Here is a 20,395-nt window from a genome sequence, read left to right as displayed (position 1 = left end):
CCCTCATTCTCTCCCGGCGCGGTGGCTCTAGTTCTTCTTTTGCCACCGTTCTCATCTTTAGTTAGTCTAAACTACAGTATTTTATCGTAAAGCTGGTCTTTTCCGCCGAGTCCAAACAGCCAAATTGCCGCCGCCACCCAATGAATAAAAATCGCCGCCCAAGCAGAACCAGTCAAGGCATAAACAACAGTACAAGCCACACCCAAAAATCCGGTTAAAATCAAAAAAATTGGTTTAACAAATGTCTGGTATCCCTGTGGGAATAAAGTGTTTGCCATCAAAAAATGGTAAATCACGTACAGGAACAAACTCAATCCAATCCACAACACCCAAGCAATTAAAGTCACTCCTTCTGTGGGATGGGGAAGCAGCACAACTCGAAACAGCCATTCCTCGACGAATACGGGAATAATTAGCGCTTTGACTGCCACCAAAAGCAGACTCCAAACATTGCCGGTAGGTGCGCTTACCTGCAAAAAACCTTTGGACACGCCTAACGGAATTGCGATCGCCCCGTAAAGCAACAAAACCCCAAGTACGATCGACCATTGCCCCGCATTCGGGAAAGTCGTAAACCCGGCAAAAGAGCGAAATATTAAACTAGCTAAAATCGGAAATTGCCCGAACAAAACAGTAGGCGCGACTGGTACAATATCCGGGTTGAATCCTCCGACTTGATCGGTACGAATAAACCAAAGTTGAGCGCCGGCTTTCAGGAAAATTCGGCTCAATTCATCGTGGGCGCCGCGCGGTAGCATGGTTCGCCAACTCATCAAAGCTGCAAATACACTATTGCCGATCGCAAATTCCGGTGACGCGCCAGTTCCCGATAAAAGTTTAGCATTTTGCTGCCAGTCCGATCGCACAATTCCCAAGGGAATTAATTGCTGTTTCAGTGCATCTCCCAAAGCTACAAGCTGCTGAAACCGCAAAGTTTCTGCATCCGAGGGATGGGCTGCGATCCAGTCTTGAATTTCGGGATTTGAATTGACTTTTTTGGTAATTGATTCTATAGTTAAATAAAGTGCTTGACTGGAATCTTGCACGCAAGAAGTAGCGGGAGTAACTGCCGCACTTCCCGTGCCGTCGCCCGTGCGGTAGCGGGCTGCCATTATTTGCAATTCCCGCTGAAATTCGTCGAGGGGAGAAAGCACAATTTTGCCAAACTTGTAATCGCGAGAAATTGCATCTAACTTGACAATAACATCCGAGACTGGGCGAGTACCAAGCCAACCTCTCTGCAAGTTTCCCATATAGTTGGCCCAGGTTGTTTTTCCAGCAACAATGGCTTCGGGATTGTGGGCGTAAACTTGGTTGTATTCGATGTCAAACAGCAATTCTTTGGTAACAGGATCGCGGACAATTGTAGCGATTCCGTAGGCGAAATGTCCGGTGACAGTACCGAGGATGACAGATTCGCCTTGTTTGCCGCCGATACCGCCGAATATGTGAATTAATAAGGCTCGATCGCCCTCTTTCCATTCTGACACTAAATCGGGCGATCGATCGTCTTTCCCGCCAACAAGTACGGTTTGGGCTGTACCTTTGCGACTTTCAGTATTTTGCCAGTTTTCTACTTTGATATAACTGAGTCCTTTATTATTGCCAATTATAACTTGTTGCGGCTGAAGTTGAAAGAGCGATCGGGGTTTAATTGCTTGAACGCTAAAAATTCCCGCCGCATCTTTAGCGCCGTAAATGTACCAGCCGGCTTTCCCAACTGGCGACTTTTCCAACTGTCGGGGAGTCGAGGGAAAAACGCCGCTGCCTTTCGGCGGCTGTTGGGGAAATCTCACAGTTTCTTCCACTCCGTCAAACTGTTTGGAAACCGGATTGTAATGGCGAACTCGCAGGTATTCGCTTTCGCAGGGAAGTGTTCCCGGACAAACTTTTGGTAAGGCTTGATTTTTGTCAGTTTCCGGGCCGAGGAAAGCTACCAAACCGTAAAATCTTCCCGTAATTTGCACTGGTTCGCTGTTTGTGCGGATAACGGGGAATTTGTCGCTTTCGGATTCAACTGAAACTGACTCTAAACTAACAGTAACATCATCGTTAGGTCTGGCGCCGGCGAGAGATTGCAGCGGGCCGACTTGAGAACGGTTGTTTAGCCGATCGGGATGAACGTTGCCTTGACTTTTGCTCTTGTTTGTGCTATCTGTAAACTGGATGTCTGCGGTTAAAGTTGTTTTTTGATTCCACGCCAAGCGCACCTGTTTTCCGATTAAGTTTTCAGCAGTCGCCGGAGCATGGTATACTTCAAGCCAGACCAAATCTTCAGCAGGAAATTCCTGCATTTGTGCGAAAGTTGGCAAAATTAGTCGTCCCGTCCAGTTGCCGGTTGGTAAATAAAGATTGGATGGGATATTTTGGTTTAAGGGATAGTAACTGGGTTGGTTGAAATTTGATTGACTGCTGAGGGAATAGTTGGAAGGTCGATCGCTCGGTTGAGCTTTCGGATAAAATAGGATGAGGGCGATCGCACTTATCAACAAAAGTCCGATCCAGCGGCGAAAATATAATTTGCGTTGAAAATTCATATTGTTTGTTAAATGGAAAACATATCTATTCTAGAACAAGCCGCCAAATCGAATTCTCAACCATCTCCCGACGCCGTAGTCGCCGCCCTCTTAGCAGCCGAGAAAACCGCTAAAAAAACCAAAGTCCGCTATGATTTTAACCAGCTAATCGGCCACTGGCAACTGTGCTTTATCACCGGCACGAAAAAGACTCGAAAAAAAGCGGGGATTGTGTTGGGTGCGGGGCGTTACATCCCTCAGTGGATTGCCAAGATTCAAATTGCTTATTCCGCAGAACCTGTCGCTGAAGGAGAAGAGAATAGCGAAATTGGTAAGGTTGAAAATTCTGTAAAAGTTGGTACGATCGAACTGACTCTTTCCGGGCCGACTAAGTTTTTGCCCAACAATATTTTAGCTTTTGATTTTACCAGAATTGCGGTTAAATTGTTGGGAAAAACTGTATATCAAGGATTTATTCGCGGTGGAGAAGCGCGGGAGACGGAATTTTTTAGTTTGAGTGTGGGGAAGCAGGCATTTTTTGCATATTTTATGGTGGAAAATGGGATAATTGCGGCTAGGGGAAGGGGCGGCGGCTTGGCTTTGTGGGGGAGAGTTTAGCGGTTCTTATACCATTTCTCTAAAATCGTGCAACACTCTTCGACCCCCCCTAGCCCCCCCTTGCTAAGGGGGGGAACAAGAATACTGTTGCATTCTTTTTTAAAATTGGTATTAATTGCCTGCAAGACAGCAGGGAAATAACCTTGTTCATTTGGGAACTGGCGGGATATTTGTTCCGCTTGGCGGTTGACTTCTGTTGTTTACTGCCTCAATATTACTCAAAGTAGCAGCTTCCCCCGCGCGATCGCCCACTGACCGCAGAATTGGTAAAGCTTGGTTAAAGTATTTCAATGCTTCTTGCGGTTGGGAAATGCTGTTGTACGCTGCACCAATATTATTCAAAGTAACAGCTTCTCCCCTGCGATCGCCCACTTGTCGCAGAATTGGTAAAGCTTGGTTGTAGTATTTCAATGCTTCTTGCGGTTGGGAAATGTTGTTGTACACTCTACCAATATTATTCAAAGTAGTAGCTTCCCTCCTGCGATCGCCCACTGACCGCAGAATTGGTAAAGCTTGGTTAAAGTATTTCAATGCTTCTTGCGGTTGGGAGATGCTGTTGTACGCTGCACCAATATTATTCAAAGTAGCAGCTTCCCCACTGCGATCTCCCACTTGCTGCAAAATTGGTAAAGCTTGGTTAAAGTATTTCAATGCTTCTTGCGGTTGGGAGATGCTTTTGTACACTCCACCAATATTATTCAAAGTAGCAGCTTCCACCCTGCGATCGCCCACTTGCTGCAAAATTGGTAAAGCTTGGTTAAAGTATTTCAATGCTTCTTGCGGTTGAGAAATGTTGTTGTACGCTAAACCAATATTAGTCAAAGTAGCAGCTTCCCCCGTGCGATCGCCCACTGACCGCATAATTGGTAAAGCTTGGTTAAAGTATTTCAATGCTTCCTGCGGTTGGGAAATTCTGTCGTACGCTAAACCAATATTAGTCAAAGTAGCAGCTTCCCCCGTGCGATCGCCCACTGACCGCATAATCGGTAAAGCTTGGTTAAAGTATTTCAATGCTTCTTGCGGTTGGGAAATGCTGTTGTAGTTAAAACCAATATTATTCAAAGTAACAGCTTCCGCCCTGCGATCGCCCACTTGCCGCAGAATTGGTAAAGCTTGGTTATAGTATTTCAATGCTTCTTGCGGTTGGGAAATGTTGTTGTACGCTGCACCAATATTACTCAAAGTAGCAGCTTCCCCCCTGCGATCGCCCGCTGACTGCGTAATTGGTAAAGCTTGGTTGTAGTATTTCAATGCTTCTTGCGGTTGAGAGATGCTGTTGTACGCTGCACCAATATTATTCAAAGTAGCAGCTTCCCCCCTGCGATCGCCCGCTGACCGCATAATTGGTAAAGCTTGGTTAAAGTATTTCAATGCTTCTTGCGGTTGGGAAATGCTGTCGTAGTTAAGACCAATATAATTGAGTGCTAGAGCTTCACTTTTTTTGTCTTGAAATTGTCGCGCCATGACTAGAATTTGCTGCCATGTTTCTATTGCCTGTCGCGCTTCTTGTCCTTGCTGTCCCTGTTGTATTGCTTGCTGTATGAGTTGCTCTAATTTTTCAAGCTGTGAATTTTGACTTTGCGCCCAACTCGGTTGAACCATCAGCGGCACAGTCAGAGGAGTCAGACACACACCCAAACCCAAAACACTGCTAATAAACATTTGGATGCTTTTACCTTGTTTTATGCCTTTAACTTGGATAGGTTCGGATTTCATGGCTTGTCGGAGAAAAATTGCAGATATTGGGTCAGACGAGGTAAAGTTTTCAGGCAGTCGATCGACTAAGCTGCGGACTTCTTCTTTAAGATTAATGGTTTCCATCGGTTTTATTAAAGAGAGTTTGTATTTTAATTCTACCAATTTTAAAAAAAAATGCAACAGTATTCTTGTTCCCCCCCTTAGCAAGGGGGGGCTAGGGGGGGTCGAAGAGTGTTGCACGATTTTAGAGAAATGGTATTTTAGTATAAACTACATAAACGAAGTCCGCCCAACGCGAGACTAAAAAATTAACGCAGCCTGCGATCGACTAAATTACGTTAAATCCCTGGTTTATTCTTCAGTCCGCGAAGGCGGACTTGGTTTGACAAGACGCGGTTTCAACCGCCGGGTTTCCTATAAGGAACCCCAATTTTGCATTAACTACCGCGCATCGCCAATTAAAATAAACGGCGACCAATAAAAAGGATGGCGAGTGATTTGACTCAATTTAGCTTGCCGCAAAGCTTCCCCTTTGCTCATCCCTTTATTGATATTTTGATAAAATTGAACCATCAATTCTTGAGTAGCAGTATCATCAACACTCCAGAGACTCGCCATCACAGCTTTTGCACCCGCACGCTCAAAAACATAGGCAACTCCCGATATTTCTTCGCCGTTGGAATTCGCTTGCAAAGCTGTTTGACACGCGCTTAAGGTGAGGAGTCTGGTGTTTTGCAATCCTAATAACGCGGCATCGGCAATATTGAATTGAGTGTCAGCAAATAGCAGTGTATTTGCTTTCATATCCAATTTTTGACAGCCTTCGGGTTGGAAACAGCCGTGAGTTGCTAGGTGCAAAAATGGAAAGCGGGGTGCTTGGGTTTTGAATTGGTCGAGGGTGGCGGCATTGCCGATATAGGCAGAACTGCCGGGGAATAATTGAGCGATATTTCTAACTTCTGCTTCGGAACCGGGTAGATTTTGCGGATTGCGGGGGACGGGATTTCCTAATGCTAAGATGCCGCCTTGTAATGTGGAATCGGGAATTGACCTGGTTGAAATGCGGGTGAGATAGTTGACGGGATATTTCTCGATGAGGAATTGATCGGTTTGTTCGTCAGACAGGGTTTCAAAGGGGATGTAGCGCAGTTTTCCCGTGGCGATGATGCTCAATTGTTTGGGGGAGAATGCCTTGATTTGGTCTTCTACTGGCCGGATGAAGATGTCGTAGAGTTTGCCGCCAGTTACGGTGACGTTAGTGTCGCCAGTATTTTGCAGTTGTTCGCGGTATTGAGTGAGGAGTTTGTCGAATTCTGCGGGTTTTATGGGTATTTTCTTAACACTTAAACTGTCTTTTGTCAAGACAAATATGGCGATCGTATTGGGAACATTTTTGACATTTGTCAGCAAGACGGGTTGAATGACAGCGGTATCTGGTGCGATACTTGCTTTCAGTTGGGCGATATCTTTGGGTGTGGTTTCAAAGAGTTCAGCGACTTCTGGGAATTGGCGGGAGATTGCTTCAGCTTGACGGTTGACTTCTGCTTCTAAGTCCCGGATTTGTCGGGAGAGATTTTCTGAGAATTTGTCTTCGAGTTGGCGGCGGAGTGACTGGAGTTGTTGATTTTTTTGATTCCATTCGTCTATTGCTTTTTGTGCTTCGGGGTTTGCGACTTTGGCGTCAATTAAGCGGGTGTAGTCGGCGAGGTCTGCTGTGGTGGTGATGTTGACCCATTGGAAAGCGCGATCGGCTTGGTTTTGGTCGATGAGGAGGGAGGTGAGGGCCATCGGAGTTCCGCTTTTAGCTTCTAGAAACTTTTGGCGATTTTCTCGCTGTAAACTACTTCGTATTTTTAGGGTAATTTGGACAGATTTCTCCCAATTGTCGATCGCTTGAGTCGGTTGCTTCATATCTCGGTACGATAAACCAATATTATTCAAAGTACCAGCTTCCCCAGAGCGATCGCCCACTTCGCGCCGAATCGGTAAAGCTTGGTTATAGTATTTCAAAGCTTCTTGCGGTTGGGAAATGCTGTTGTAGACTTGACCAATATTATTCAAGGTAGTAGCTTCCCCAGAGCGATCGCCCACCGAGCGCTTAATTGGTAAAGCTTGGTTATAGTATTTTAATGCTTCTTGCGGTTGGGAAATGCTATCGTATACTGAACCAATATTACCCAAAGTAACTGATTCCTGTGCGCGATCGCCAACCGAGCGCGTAATTGGTAAAGCTTGGTTATAGTATTTCAATGCTTTTTGTGGTTGTCCTATGTTGTCGTATACGGAACCGATATTATTCAAAGTAACAGCTTTTCCCCTGCGATTGCCCGCTTCTTGCATAATCGGTAAAGCTTGGTTATAGTATTTCAATGCTTTTTGTGGTTGTCCTATGTTGTCGTATACGGAACCGATATTATTCAAAGTAGCAGCTTCCCCCGCACGATCACCCACTGAGTGCATAATTGGTAAAGCTTGTTTGTAATATTTCAAAGCTTCTTGCGGTTGAGAAATTCTGTTGTAGACTAAACCAATATTATTCAAAGTAGTAGCTTCTCCCGCACGATAGCCCACTGACCGGATAATTGGTAAAGCTCGATCGTAGTATTTCAAGGCTTCTTTTGACTGGGAGATGCTGTTGTACACTGCACCAATATTATTCAAAGTAGCAGCTTCCCCAAAGCGATCGCCTACTTCTTGCATAATTGGTAAAGCTTGGTTATAGTATTTCAATGCCTCTTGCGGTTGTCCAATGCTGCCGTAGACTGCACCAATATTATTCAAAGTACCAGCTTCCCCAGAGCGATCGCCCACTTCCCGGATAATTGGTAAAGCTTGGTTATAGTATTTCAATGCTTCTTGCGGTTGCCCAATACTGTTGTAGACTAAACCAATACCATTCAAAGTAGCAGCTTCTCCAGAGCGATCGCCCACTGACCGCCTAATTGGTAAAGCTTGGTTATAGTATTTCAATGCTTCTTGCGGTTGTCCAATACTGTTGTAGACTTCACCGATATTACTGAAAATAGCAGCAACGCTGGCGCGATCGCCTACTTCTTGCATAATTGGTAAAGCCTGGTTATAGTATTTCAATGCTTCTTGGGGTTGCGAAGTTTTTTTGTAGGCTTCACCAATATTATTCAAAGTACCAGCTTCCCCATGCTGGTCGCCCACTGACCGCCTAATTGGTAAAGCTTGGTTATAGTATTTCAATGCTTCTTGCGGTTGTCCAATGCTGCCGTAGACTGCACCAATATTATTCAAAGTAGTAGCTTCTACAGAGCGATCTCCCACTGACCGGATAATTGGTAAAGCTTGGTTATAGTATTTCAAAGCTTCTTGCGGTTGCCCAATACTGTTGTAGACTAAACCGATATTATTCAAAGTAGCAGCTTCCCCCTTTCGATCTCCGACTTCTTGCAGAATTGGTAAAGCTTGGTTATAGTATTTCAAAGCTTCTTGCGGTTGGGAGAGGCGATCGTAGTTAAAACCAATACTATTTAAAGTAGTAGCAACGCCTGCACGATCGCCGATTTCCTGCTTAATTGGTAAAGCTTGGTTGTAGTATTTCAATGCTTCTTGCGGTTGGAAGATTCTGTTATAGTTAAAACCAATCCCAGTGAGTGCTAAAGCTTCAACTTGTCTATATTTAAATTGTCGTGCAATTCCTAGAACTTGCTGCAATGTTTCAATCGCTTGTCGGGCTTGTCCTTGTTGTGTCTGTTGTAGTGCTTGCTTTATAAGTCTCTCTACTTCTTGAACCAGTGAATTTTGACTTTGCCCCCAACTAGGTTGAACCATCACCGGCACAGTCAGAGGAGTCAGACACACACCCAAGACCAAAACACTGCTGATAAATCGTTTCATCATTTTTATAATTCACCCAATTCGATTAATAGGATAGGCATCAAACGCAGAATTTTTTAATCCTTGAAATCTTCTAATGGCTCGTCAAAACCGTCAGATATTGAAATTAAATCGCGATCGCAGCCAAACAACTGCGGACAGAACTTACACACTCCGACCAAAGAAACCGGGTTTTTTACCGAATCTGCGGGCTGCACGAAATATTTTCGTAAAAAAACCCGGTTTCTGACCTCCCGACGGACTCAATACGGAGTCGCTGCAATTGTCATCGTCTTTTTCTGAACATCAAATTGCATTTCATCCACGAAAAATTGCCGGTCTTTCGATACTCCCAAAATCCCCCGCAACTGCCCTCGACTCACGACAGGCGGCCCCAAATTCACCACAGCTTGACCTTTAACAGCATCTTTCAGCTCAAAAGCACTCATGGGAATGCCATTCCATTTGGCTTGAGTGCTAGTAGCTGGCGGGAGCTCGCCCCGAATAAGTTGCACCCCATTACTGCGATAAACTACCGCACTTTTGGAAAACACGATTTTATCAATTTGACCCAACGGGATCGATCGCTTTTCCTGTCCTAGCTGTATCCATAATTGTTGCACTTTCTCGTCAATCTGCACAACTCGACCGTCTCTTTTTCCGCCCCCTTTCATCACAATTTCCGCTTGCGTCGGCAACGCTACGGGTATGGGCTGGCTAGCGTTAGCCTGTGCTTGTACGGATGGCAAATTCTGTTTCTGGACTTCCTGACTGGCCGCATTAACTTGTGCTGCCATACCCGCTGTTACTGTAAAAAGTGCTACAACTAGAAAAGAAAGTGTTCTGCGTTTCATCGTCCCCTAGACCCCCTTCAAGGATAAGCGTTACCCGTGCTACTGTCCTAAAATTGTACTCCACATCCCTTGAAGGTGATTCCGTGACCGCTTCTCCCCAACCTACTCCAGAATCGAATATTTTAGGCAACTTTGCCAGTGTTGTTGGCTTGCTTGGTGCCGGTTTGTTTTTCACCGGCTGGATTTATCGCTGGTCTTATTTTTACTGCTTTCAGCTAAATGTAATTACCCTCGATTTACCAGTAGAATCGTTTTTCCTAGTACCGCTTCAGGTATTTTTAGGCGATGGCCCGACAATACTCAGGAGTGCGATCGCCCTTCTGCTGACAGCCCTGGCGATTTACCTCAGTTTGTGGCTGGTTAATAGTATAAACAAGACAGTTGCTGCTAAAATTAATGGCACAATTACACGGTGGCTTTCCTCTACTTACGCCAGAAGATTCCCGTGGCTTTACCGCATCCTGAACTCTTGGCAACAATTTAATGTCAATAGATATAACTCAATCAAATTATTGCGATCGCTCGTTGACGAAATTATCATCGTCGGTTGGGTATTGCTAGTTTTATTCTGGTCAGCATACCACCAAGGTATTGCCGATGCCCGACGCGATGCCGGGGAAAATTCGTCTTTACCCGCAGTTGCCTTAATCGCCAAACAAGACAACATTGCTTTAGGAAGAAAACTCGACGATCCAACACTCCGACTAGACCCCAAAGGATTTAAGGCGATCGGCGATGCAGGTCTATTTGCAGATTTGAGCAAAAGAGATTATACTGATATTAATAATCCCAAAGAACCTAGAGTTTGGCGGTTGCTTTTGGAGAGAGGAAACTGGATTTATCTGTTTCCAGCTTTAACAAAAGAACAGCAAAAAGACCCGAAAGTTCGACCGCCAGTGATTGCCATTCAACAAAGTCAATCAGGCGATCAATTGCTGATACTCAGTCCCGCACCTTCTCAACCGCCCAAATAAAATCGCTGTGGGGCGATCGCCAATACCCTAGAAACCCGGTTTTTTATTTGTTTTTAGGAAAAGGCGATCGCCCTATTTCCAAACATCAGGTTAATGAAATCCGATCGGCTACTCGTCAGTTGCTTCAATATTCGGTTTGAGAGTCATGCTATAATTTAGGAAGAGGTAAGAAAAATATGGATTCCTTCGGAGGAGATCACAAAGCATTCCATCGCAAATCCAACACCATCTCCAGAAATTAAAACCTATGACTGCTACCATATCCGTCACAATCCCCATTAAAAATATTCAGCTTGACCCAGGTAGTTTAATGACTATCCGCGATGTCACATGGGATCAATTTGAAGCGATTCTAGAAGAAAGAGAAGCAGCAGGAATCAGGACGAGAATCGCTTATATTAAAGGAACACTAGAAATTATGTCGCCCCTTCCAATCCACGAAAGACCGCACCGAATTATTGGTCATATAGTTACCACCCTACTCGATATCCAAGAGCGAGATTGGGAAGACTTTGGTTCGACAACCTTTAGAAAGAAAGCCAAACAAGCAGGACTCGAACCAGATACCTGTTTTTACATCCAAAATGCTGAGGAAGTGCGCGATCGCCAAAGAATAGATCTGACTGTAGATCCGCCTCCTGACTTGGCAATTGAAGCAGATGTAACATCCCTGACTGCTCTCGATATCTATGAAGCATTAGAGGTTCCAGAAGTGTGGATCTATACTGAAAAAAAATTTACCATTAACGTTCTTATTGACGGGAAGTATGTTGAATCTTCTAGTAGTCCTACTTTTCCCAACTTACCGATTCTGGAGTTAATTCCTCAGTTGGTCGATCGAGCATTCACGGAAGGTAGCAGTAAAATGCTGAGAGAATTGAGAAAGCAGATGAGTTAGGCAAATAACAGTAGATCGGGTTTGCGTCTCGATCGAGATGGTCGTTTATTGCGGACGCGAATCGAAATAAAGTCGGCGCGGGTCGATCGCCCATAATACCCAAGAAACCGGGTTTTTATCTCATCTGTCGGCTACAACCACAGATTTTAGTAAAAAACCCGGTTTCTGACTGTCGGCGCGTCTAGGACTATCCTGGTTCTTTAAACAGCCGACACCCACACAACCTCAAACACTCCATCAGGAATAAACCGACACAAAGCCCTCAAATGATCGTCCGCATCTTGGCGGTTAAAAAAACGAGCAATTGTGTAATGCTGAGCATTCGGTAAAATGCGGACGATCGCCCAAGAAGTGCGATCGCCCTCCTTTGACTTTTCAGGTGTTTTCGATCGCGAATTTGGGTTGAGTTCGATCGCGGGGCGATCGGCGATCGTCGGAGAATTTGCTTTTCTGAGAGTTTTGAGGTAGCGGGCGATCGTACTTCCTTTGAGATTCGCCCCGACGCGCAAAATCAGAAACACCGCAAAGCTTTCGAGCTCAGGCCCAGTCATTCGCGCGCGATCGGCCTCAAAATCCTCATCAGAATAGCTGCGGATACCCGACAGCAGTTGCGTCACGCCAAAGTCATCTAAAGCTTGTTGATAGCCGCGAGTATATTCGCTGCCGTCGCTTCCAGGCTGTACCATAGAAATTGTCTCCTTGCTTATTTAGGGGCCAGAAGCCAGCGACGAACTTTCCTAGGGATGACGCTGGCTTTTGACTTGTTCACAGTATATCACTTAAACGCCACATATGTGTAACGTAAATAACGTATACTCGACAAGACAGTCCAGATACAGCACAATGACGATCGCCCTAAACAAAAAAATACTGAGCCTCGGATGACCAAACGCTTAACCACTTATTTGGCTGATGGAATCTATGACATCCTCGAAGAGTGGGCAGATCGGGAACGCCGTTCAATCAGCAGCTTATCAGCATTCCTTTTGGAGCAAGCAGCCAGAGAACATCAAAAGGAAATGCAAAAACAGCCCCCGCCATCGGATGAAAAGCAGGAGAAAAGTTGAGTGGACGCATCAAAGCCAAAGAAACCGGGTTTTTTGCAGTTTTTGCCGGTTGTGACGAAGTATTTGGCAAAAAAACCCGGTTTCTGACCACCCGTGCGTCCAGAATGTCCTATGCCCTATGCCCTATGCCCTATGCCCTATGCCCGCCGGGTACCTCATATGAGAGATCGAAAGACTATATATGAAATTTATCGGCATAGATTTAGGCTGGAGTTCGGGAGCAAGCGGTTTGTGCTGTTTGAATTGGCAAAATAACCAATTAGAATTAATAGAGTGCGATCGCCTTTTAGCAACCAACGACATCCTCACCTGGATCGATCGCCAAATCTCCCCAACCGAACCAGCCATCATCGCCGTAGATGCCCCCACAATCATCAGCAATCCATCTGGAATGCGCCTCGCCGACAAACTCACCCACAAACACTTCGGGCGCTACCACGCAGGCTGCTATCCCGCCAACCTTTCCCGCCCCTTCGCCCAAAAAACCGTAGACTTCGGCCTCAGTTTAGAAGCCAGAGGATTTGTCCACGCCCCAACTATTGAAGCTAAAAAATTAGGGCGATATCAAATAGAAGTTTATCCCCATCCAGCCACAATCAATCTATTTCAATTAGAACGAATAATCAAATATAAAAAAGGAAAACTGGCAGAACGTCAACTAGAATTGATGAAACTCTACCAGTATATTTTAGATATTTTACCGACTCTCAAACCATCTTTAAATCTCGCCAATGTCGAGAACAAAAATCCGCGTTCATCAGCGTTCATCAGCGGTTCAAAACTCCCCGAAATCCCCACCAGTGTTGCCACCATCAAAGCCTTAGAAGACCAGCTAGATGCCTTGCTGTGCGCTTATATCGGCGCGCACTGGTGGTACTGGGGAATCGAGCGGAATCTCGTATTGGGCGATCGCACAAACGGCTACATCGTCATTCCCCAAGGGAAATAAGGAGAGTGGGAGAGGGGGAGAGGGGGAGAGGGGGAGAATGGGAGAGAGGGAGAGAGGGAGAATTTTTACTTCTTTTCTCTTCCTTCTTCCTTCTTCCTTCTTCCTTCTTCCTTCTTCCTTCTTCCTTCTTCCTTCTTCCTTCTTCCTTCTTCCTTCTTAATGCGCCCAGAGAATCACGCCAGCTTCATAAGGACTGCTGAGATTGTCGTGCTTCGGCAAAACCCGGAGCGACAAACCTTGCAAACCGCTAGAAGTATAAGTTATGTCAGCCGTATAAAGACTGGCATTGTGAGCATCTTCACCCAAATACTCCATTACCACCGGCACGCCACCGACAATTTCTCCGTTAGCATCAACCGAACCTTGATAAAGTTCGACTTGCACGTCAGCCGGTGTCAATCCCATCAGATTAATCCGAGATTTAACTGCGATCGACTGATTGACCTTAACTTCCTTATCCTGGGAAATATCAACAGCCTCAATTTTAATGTCGTTCCACTTCGCGAGAACGTGCTTCTTCCAGTGAGACAACTCCTTCGCCGGAGCGCAATTATCCGAAGTCATGGTGTGGAATCGATCGCTCACCGGGAAATATGCCCGCCGCGCGTAATCCTTCACCATCCGAGCAGTATTGAACAAAGGACAATTCAAGCGAATAGAATCCTTCATTTTCGCCGTCCAACCGCGGGGAATGCCATCAGCATCCCGGTTGTAAAATAGGGGTACAACTTCCTTTTCCATCAAGTCGTACAAAGCATTCGCCTCGACCTCATCTTGATACTTAGTATCTTCGTAAAACTCGCCATGTCCGATCGGCCAACCCGTGCGAACATAATCAGCCTCATCCCACCATCCGTCAAGAATGCTCAGATTCGGCAAACCGTTCATCGAAGCTTTCATCCCGGAAGTACCCGAAGCCTCACGCGGGCGGCGCGGCGTATTCAGCCACACATCGCAGCCAGACACCATCATCCGAGCGACGTTAATATCGTAGTTCGGCAAAAACACCATCGAGCTCATCGTGTCGTGTTCGCGGATGAAGTGAACGATATCCCGAATCAATTCCTTACCCGGAATATCCATCGGGTGAGCCTTCCCAGCAATCACAAACTGCACCGGGCGGTTGCTGTCCCGCATGATCCGCATAATTCGATCGACATCGCGCAAAAACAGCGTCGCCCGCTTGTAAGTAGCAAAGCGGCGTGCAAACCCGATCGTCAGCACCTTGGGATTGAGAGCTTCCCGCGCGTTTTCGATTTCCGTTTGGGCCGCACCGCGCTCGCGCAAAGTCTTTTGCAGCCACTCCCGCGCGAACACCACCAACTCCGATCGACAGCGTTCGTGATTGCGCCACAGTTCCTCATCAGGAATCGACGACATCCGATCCCACAGCCGATCGTCCTTGCCGGTCATTTCCCACTCCGGGCCGAGGTATCGATCGTACAACTCCTGAGTAGACTTCGCCACACAACTGCGAGCGTGAACCCCGTTGGTAATCGAAGTAATCGGCACCTCATCCACCGGCAAACCCGGCCACAAACCCTGAAACATCGGGCGCGACACCACACCGTGCAAAGCCGCCACCCCGTTGACAAAACTCGACATTTTAATTGCCAAAATTGCCATATTCAGAGGTGCGGACAAATCGCCAGTATTCTCCCGGCCCAATCCCAAAAACTCATCTTGCGACAAGCCAAATATTTTGGGATACTGATCGAGATAGTGCATCACCATATCCGGCTCAAACAAGTCAAACCCAGCAGGCACCGGCGTGTGAGTCGTAAACATACTGCTCGACACCACCACCTGTTCCGCTTCCACGAAACTCAGGTGATATTCCTCCATCAGCATCCGAATGCGTTCCAAAGCCATGAAAGCCGCGTGGCCTTCATTCATGTGATAAGCCGTGACTGTCAAGCCCAGGGCCTTGAGCATTTTCACGCCGCCGATGCCCAGCATGATTTCTTGGTGCATCCGCAGGGTTTTGTCACCGCCGTACAGTTGGTCGCTAATATCTTGGTCGTAGCGGCTGTTCGGTTCAATATTTGTATCCATCAAGTACAGGGGCACAACACCCACCTGCACCCGCCAAATCCGCGCGTAAACCTTGCGCCCCGGATAGTCCACCTCGATCCGCAATTCCGAACCGTCGGGATTGCGTTCTAGGTGCAGCGGCATATTGTAGAAATCGTTGAGCGGATAGCGTTCTTGCTGCCAGCCGTCGGCGTTGAGATACTGCGAAAAATAGCCTTCTTGGTAGAGCAGGCCGACACCGACTAGGGGCAAGCCCAAATCGCTAGCTGATTTGAGGTGGTCGCCCGCGAGTACGCCCAAACCGCCGGAATAGATGGGTAGGGCTTTGACTAAGCCGAATTCCATCGAAAAGTAAGCGTAGCATTCTTTCTGCTCTGTACCGCGCTGTTTGCGGTACCAGGGGCGATTTTGGAGATAATCGTCTAATTGTTGCGCTGCTCGGTTCATTTGGGCAATGAAGCCTTCGTCTTCTGCCATTTCTTGCAGTCGCTCTTGAGATATGGTTCCGAGCATCAGCACCGGGTTTTGGTTGCTGGAGTCCCAGAGGTCTCGATCGAGGCGGCGGAAGAGGTCTTTGGTATCGACGTTCCAGTCCCAGTGCAAGTTGTAGGCAAGCTTGCGCAGGGGTTCGAGAATTGTCGGTAGCGAGGGGGAAACGTTAAATGTGCGAATTGGCTGCATAGACAAAGCCTTTATGTTGGAGTAGCGATATTTTCCTTTGTCTTTGGGTACAAGTCCGTCATTCTGCACACTATTTTAAGTTTTAAGCCACGGGGGGCGATCGACTGTTACCTTAACTTCGGTGGCTGCTGCTGAGTTCGATCGCCCTTAAAACGACTTGCCGCACTTGTGGATCTGGTTTCTCGGTTCAGTCCAGGCCGAGCGATCGCGCGTCGCGCGATCGCCCGATCTTCCTTCTCAATAAGTTCTTCTCAGACTGTTGTCAGAGCTTATTAAGATTAGTTCTTGATTAGGTCGAGCCTAAATCTCAACTTAGGTCTCCAGTCCGCTCTTACACTTAAGTCCCAAGCTTATAGCTCAAGTCCTCACAGGCCCCGAGGGCCGGACTGGAGGTTCAACGTGTTTGTTGGCGTCAACGGCAGACCCCCGAATCGACCATCAGCCCTCCGGCGCATTTTACTAATTAATGATAATCTATATTAATAGATAGGTGAAAATTTTGCTTGACATTGACACCGTAGTTATTATATTTTGAGCGAGTTACTGCAAATAATTAGTGATAAAGTGCTGGTTGTTGACCGCCACCCTGACGAATTGCGTAGCAGCCCCAAAAATATTACCGGTGTGTGGTGTGAAGATGAAACTGTATTTATCATTGGCGTGCGTTGCACTGCTGAGTGTTGGTATCGCGCCTTCATTGGCGGCTGAGGCTGCTAAAGAGGACTTAACAGAATCCGATCGATCGCGATCGATCGCACCTGCGCCGATCGAGATTCATCGTGAATCAGAGGAATTGCCTCAACAAGAGTCCGCGATCGCCACTGGGTTACAGCCAGAACTTCCCATTCAGGTGAAGTCGTTGATTAAAAGTCAGAAGCTTGAAACAAAGCAAACAGAGGAGGACGAATTTCGCCAACCCAATCCCCAGTTGACGCAAAATATTTCTAACAATGACGATCGCTCTACCTCTATCGCCAATCCTCCACCATTCGCTGCTGCGCTATCAATACCGGCGACATCTATTCATAAAGTCAACGAAATCCAGCAACCCAGCACCAGTGCAGAGGGATTATTGCCGCGGCAACCAAGTTTTAGCTTCTCTTCAGGAGTGCAAATCTCTCAATCAGTCGTACAAGTAACCGGCGTGCGATTGAACTCAACTCCTGAAGGTTTAGAAGTCCTTTTAGACACAGCTTCCGGGCAAGTGCTGCAAGCGAATACTAGGGCAGAGGGAAAAACCCTGATCGCTGAGATTGCCAATGCTCAATTAGCCCTACCAGGGGGTGGAGAATTTAATGCCGAAAATCCATTTGAGGGGATTAGTTCAGTCACGGTGACTGCTGTTGATGGCAATAGTATCCGCATCAGCATTACAGGGCAAGAAAATTTGCCAACAGCAGGTGTAGTCAAAAGCGATAGCGGTTTAGTTTTGAGTGTCAGCACAAAAGAAATTCAAATTACCGTCACCGCCCGTCAGCAAACTCCCTATCGAGCTCCCAATGCTTCAACTGCGACGAGAACCGACACGCCAACTCGAGATATTCCTCAGTCGATCCAAGTTATTCCCCAAGAAGTGATACAAGATCAACAAGTGATTCGAGCGGAGGAAGCGCTAAACAACGTCAGCGGTGTGACCTTTGAGGGTGGTGCTGAAGGTCAGGGATTAGATATCGTTCTTCGCGGTTTTACTGGTGCTCCTGTTTTGACTGATGGTTTTAGAGAATACGGTTTAGCATCGAGTGAATTGTTGCCAGACACGGCAAATATCGATCGCATCGAAGTTCTCAAAGGGCCGGCCTCTATCTTATTTGGTGAAGTTCAACCGGGCGGTGTGATTAACGTAGCGACCAAACAGCCGCTGTCAAATCCGTTTTACGAGGGCGAAGTTCAGTTAGGTAATTATGGGTTTGGTCGCCCTCGGCTTGATATTTCTGGCCCCTTAACCTCCGATGGTAGTTTGCTCTACCGATTGAATACAGTTTACGAACACTCAGAAGGGTTTCGCGACTTTGAGCAAGATATCGATCGGGTGCTAGTTGCGCCGACGATCGCTTGGAAAATTAGCGATCGCACCGATCTCACAGTTCGGTTGCAATATTCTGATATCCAGCAACCTATAGACTTTGGTCGAATTGCTGTGGGCGATCGGCTACTCGATACTCCTCGCCGTCGCATCTTTGGAGAGCCAGACGATTCCACAACAATCCAACTTTTTGCTGTTGGATATGACTTTGAGCATCGGTTTAGCGATAACTGGAAATTCCGTAACGCTTTTCGATATTCAGACAGAAATACCCAGCAGAGATTTGCTTCGTTTCCGTTCGAGTTTGATGAGGCAACTGGCATTGCCCAGCGCTCTTACGGTGGGTTTGACCTTGAATTTAAAAATTACTCCCTACAGACAAACTTTGTGGGGAACTTCGCCACAGGTTCAGTGCGGCATACCCTGTTACTGGGGGTTGATTTGAATCGATTGAATGACGAAGAAATTGGGAGACTTGATTTCGCGGCATTGACACCTTTCAATGTCTTCGACCCCGTTTATGGAGCCTTTCCCAGACCGGGCTTTGATACTATTCCCATCTTTTTAAATAAAAAGGTAGAAAGCGATCGGCTAGGAGTCTACTTACAAGATCAAATTTCGCTCTTTGATAATTTGAAACTGCTGGCTGGCATCCGCTACGACACGGTAGAGCAAACAATCGGTTCTATAGAGGGTTTTTCCGCTCCGAGTGATGTGAAAACTACCGAAACTAATGATGCTTTTACGCCGCGGGTGGGAATTGTGTATCAACCGATTCCAGAGATTTCTCTCTACGGCAGCTATTCGCGATCGTTTCTTCCTGTCACTACGGCTGCCGCCGATGGTAGTCTCTTGCAACCGGAAAAAGCTAAGGGATTTGAATTCGGTCTTAAAACTGAATTATTCCAAAATAGAATTTCTGCTACTTTGGCGTATTTTGACATTACCAAGCAAAATGTTGCCACTAGCGACCCCAACAATTCATTTTTCTCTATAGCAACAGGCGAACAACGGAGTCGAGGAGTTGAGTTGGATCTTTCTGGTGAGATTCTGCCCGGATGGAATATTATTGGCGCCTACGCTTACACAGATGCTGAAGTTACCAAAGATAATGCAATTGAAGTGGGTAATGGCTTGAGCAACGTTCCCGAACACAGCGGCAGTTTGTGGACAACTTACACCATTCAAAGCGGTGATTTGCAAGGGTTAGGGATCGGAGTTGGATTCAACTACGTTGGGGAACGACAAGGGGATCTTGAGAACACTTTCCAGTTGGATAGTTACTTTCTGACGAATGCTGCTATTTTTTACCGTCGAGACAATTGGCGCTTTGCAATCAATGTTAAGAACCTTTTCAATGTTGATTACTCTCAGGGTACAAATGGCAGATATAGAATTGAAGTTGGAGAACCTTTGAGAGTAATTGCTTCATTTTCCATACAGTTGTGATAGTTATTTTTCGACTTTGCAACGACTCAATCGCGTTCTAATTTTTTCTACCATTAGACTCCACCATGAAACGATTTCAACTTAATCCAATTCTCATTCTAACTGGGGTAATGGCGATCGCTTGTCAACCCCTATCAGATGCACCGCAAGCCAATCAACCTGATGCAAAACCAGCCTCAGAAAACATTGCAAGTTCTTCTGAAAAGACTGCTCCGGCAGCGCCCCAAAAAATTACGCCTCCATCACCTGTAGCTACTCAAGTTATCTCGATGAATGCCCATAAAGTCCCTTACTTAGGATTTAATGGCGTGTTTAATCTCAACACAGAACACCAGAACTCTGTCAAAGATCCGCGCAACCCCAAACGCATTGATGTCGAAAAAATGGAGAAATTCAGCTTCTACCTTGATGCAGCCGGGAAAAAACCGATCGCGCGCAACTGCCAGTATGTCTATATGGGTGCAACTGGCGATGCCAAGTATTACGCCGAATATAAAATGACTTGGGATTTATTTGAGTTGGTGAAACAAGAAAAGCAAGATCCAGGCTGCAATAAATTCCAGTATCTCAGTTTCATCCCGCCGCACGGTGAATTAAACGGTGAACCAATACATATGCACTTGCGGTATGCCAGTAAGCCATCTAGCTTTGCAACGCTTGTGAATATGACCAAAGATCCAGAAGATCCGGCTAAATTCAATCCTTGGTGGGGGACTTATTGCGGTGGCGGCAAAACTAAGTGCGGCAAAGGAGAGTGAGTGACGTGGTTTTTCTCTCTAATATTTTGCACT

The 20,395-nt window shown here is 46.4% G+C and carries 13 protein-coding genes; 7 read left to right on the top strand and 6 right to left on the bottom strand.

Translation table 11 applies throughout. From position 1 onward, the window contains the following. Positions 1–71: 71 nt before the first annotated feature. Complete coding sequence (locus QUB70_RS12930; protein ID WP_332980811.1) at positions 72–2,537, bottom strand: CPBP family glutamic-type intramembrane protease; 2,466 nt, start codon at positions 2,535–2,537, stop codon at positions 72–74. Between the two features lie 12 nt (positions 2,538–2,549). On the opposite strand from QUB70_RS12930, the gene QUB70_RS12925 reads away from it, so the two are divergent. Then, positions 2,550–3,134 carry a hypothetical protein gene (locus QUB70_RS12925; RefSeq protein ID WP_332980809.1) on the top strand — a complete coding sequence of 195 codons (585 nt, stop codon included), beginning with the start codon at positions 2,550–2,552 and terminating at the stop codon, positions 3,132–3,134. 147 nt (positions 3,135–3,281) lie between these two features. Here QUB70_RS12925 and QUB70_RS12920 read toward each other — a convergent pair whose 3' ends face one another. The 3 genes from QUB70_RS12920 to QUB70_RS12910 form a co-directional block, all read right to left on the bottom strand. Continuing rightward, positions 3,282–4,955 carry a tetratricopeptide repeat protein gene (locus QUB70_RS12920; protein ID WP_332980808.1) on the bottom strand — a complete coding sequence of 558 codons (1,674 nt, stop codon included), beginning with the start codon at positions 4,953–4,955 and terminating at the stop codon, positions 3,282–3,284. A gap of 318 nt (positions 4,956–5,273) precedes the next feature. Beyond that, positions 5,274–8,699: a CHAT domain-containing protein gene (locus QUB70_RS12915; RefSeq protein WP_332980804.1), complete on the bottom strand. Its 3,426-nt coding sequence runs from the start codon at positions 8,697–8,699 to the stop codon at positions 5,274–5,276. A gap of 239 nt (positions 8,700–8,938) precedes the next feature. Then, a complete protein-coding gene (locus QUB70_RS12910) occupies positions 8,939–9,529 on the bottom strand; it encodes a hypothetical protein (protein ID WP_332980801.1) in 591 nt (196 codons plus the stop codon). A gap of 83 nt (positions 9,530–9,612) precedes the next feature. On the opposite strand from QUB70_RS12910, the gene QUB70_RS12905 reads away from it, so the two are divergent. After that, positions 9,613–10,503: a hypothetical protein gene (locus tag QUB70_RS12905; RefSeq protein ID WP_332980799.1), complete on the top strand. Its 891-nt coding sequence runs from the start codon at positions 9,613–9,615 to the stop codon at positions 10,501–10,503. A gap of 247 nt (positions 10,504–10,750) precedes the next feature. Beyond that, positions 10,751–11,401 (top strand): Uma2 family endonuclease, encoded by a 651-nt coding sequence (locus QUB70_RS12900; RefSeq protein WP_265235574.1) that lies wholly within the window; start codon positions 10,751–10,753, stop codon positions 11,399–11,401. A gap of 200 nt (positions 11,402–11,601) precedes the next feature. On the opposite strand, the gene QUB70_RS12895 is transcribed toward QUB70_RS12900, so the two are convergent. Continuing rightward, on the bottom strand, positions 11,602–12,087 hold the full coding sequence (locus QUB70_RS12895) for a hypothetical protein (protein ID WP_332980797.1): 486 nt from the start codon (positions 12,085–12,087) through the stop codon (positions 11,602–11,604). 195 nt (positions 12,088–12,282) lie between these two features. Between QUB70_RS12895 and QUB70_RS12890 the strand changes: the two genes are divergently transcribed. Together QUB70_RS12890 and QUB70_RS12885 are read left to right on the top strand one after the other, a co-directional pair. Beyond that, the gene (locus QUB70_RS12890; RefSeq protein WP_332980796.1) at positions 12,283–12,468 is read left to right on the top strand and encodes a ribbon-helix-helix domain-containing protein; all 186 of its coding nucleotides are present in this window, start codon (positions 12,283–12,285) and stop codon (positions 12,466–12,468) included. Positions 12,469–12,649: 181 nt separating this feature from the next. Further along, positions 12,650–13,417 carry a DUF429 domain-containing protein gene (locus QUB70_RS12885; protein ID WP_332980795.1) on the top strand — a complete coding sequence of 256 codons (768 nt, stop codon included), beginning with the start codon at positions 12,650–12,652 and terminating at the stop codon, positions 13,415–13,417. A gap of 156 nt (positions 13,418–13,573) precedes the next feature. Here QUB70_RS12885 and glgP read toward each other — a convergent pair whose 3' ends face one another. Further along, positions 13,574–16,132: an alpha-glucan family phosphorylase gene (gene glgP, locus QUB70_RS12880; protein WP_332980813.1), complete on the bottom strand. Its 2,559-nt coding sequence runs from the start codon at positions 16,130–16,132 to the stop codon at positions 13,574–13,576. A 637-nt stretch (positions 16,133–16,769) separates the two neighbouring features. On the opposite strand from glgP, the gene QUB70_RS12875 reads away from it, so the two are divergent. Together QUB70_RS12875 and QUB70_RS12870 are read left to right on the top strand one after the other, a co-directional pair. Continuing rightward, complete coding sequence (locus tag QUB70_RS12875; RefSeq protein WP_332980792.1) at positions 16,770–19,604, top strand: TonB-dependent siderophore receptor; 2,835 nt, start codon at positions 16,770–16,772, stop codon at positions 19,602–19,604. Between the two features lie 65 nt (positions 19,605–19,669). Next, on the top strand, positions 19,670–20,362 hold the full coding sequence (locus QUB70_RS12870) for a hypothetical protein (RefSeq protein ID WP_332980790.1): 693 nt from the start codon (positions 19,670–19,672) through the stop codon (positions 20,360–20,362). The last annotated feature ends 33 nt before the right edge of the window (positions 20,363–20,395 follow it).

Origin of the sequence: Microcoleus sp. A003_D6 (assembly GCF_036702825.1) — a bacterium.
Taxonomy (GTDB): domain Bacteria; phylum Cyanobacteriota; class Cyanobacteriia; order Cyanobacteriales; family Microcoleaceae; genus Microcoleus.
The sequence above is the reverse complement of the archived record's forward strand: the minus strand, read 5'-3'. Positions and strand labels throughout refer to the sequence as shown.

Excerpts from the sequence above, each read along its gene's own strand:
- QUB70_RS12930 (WP_332980811.1), bottom strand. The coding sequence starts at position 2,537 with ATGAATTTTCAACGCAAATTATATTTTCGCCGCTGGATCGGACTTTTG.
- QUB70_RS12925 (WP_332980809.1), top strand. The coding sequence starts at position 2,550 with ATGGAAAACATATCTATTCTAGAACAAGCCGCCAAATCGAATTCTCAA.
- QUB70_RS12920 (WP_332980808.1), bottom strand. The coding sequence starts at position 4,955 with ATGGAAACCATTAATCTTAAAGAAGAAGTCCGCAGCTTAGTCGATCGA.
- QUB70_RS12915 (WP_332980804.1), bottom strand. The coding sequence starts at position 8,699 with ATGATGAAACGATTTATCAGCAGTGTTTTGGTCTTGGGTGTGTGTCTG.
- QUB70_RS12910 (WP_332980801.1), bottom strand. The coding sequence starts at position 9,529 with ATGAAACGCAGAACACTTTCTTTTCTAGTTGTAGCACTTTTTACAGTA.
- QUB70_RS12900 (WP_265235574.1), top strand. The coding sequence starts at position 10,751 with ATGACTGCTACCATATCCGTCACAATCCCCATTAAAAATATTCAGCTT.
- QUB70_RS12895 (WP_332980797.1), bottom strand. The coding sequence starts at position 12,087 with ATGGTACAGCCTGGAAGCGACGGCAGCGAATATACTCGCGGCTATCAA.
- QUB70_RS12890 (WP_332980796.1), top strand. The coding sequence starts at position 12,283 with ATGACCAAACGCTTAACCACTTATTTGGCTGATGGAATCTATGACATC.
- QUB70_RS12885 (WP_332980795.1), top strand. The coding sequence starts at position 12,650 with ATGAAATTTATCGGCATAGATTTAGGCTGGAGTTCGGGAGCAAGCGGT.
- glgP (WP_332980813.1), bottom strand. The coding sequence starts at position 16,132 with ATGCAGCCAATTCGCACATTTAACGTTTCCCCCTCGCTACCGACAATT.
- QUB70_RS12875 (WP_332980792.1), top strand. The coding sequence starts at position 16,770 with ATGAAACTGTATTTATCATTGGCGTGCGTTGCACTGCTGAGTGTTGGT.
- QUB70_RS12870 (WP_332980790.1), top strand. The coding sequence starts at position 19,670 with ATGAAACGATTTCAACTTAATCCAATTCTCATTCTAACTGGGGTAATG.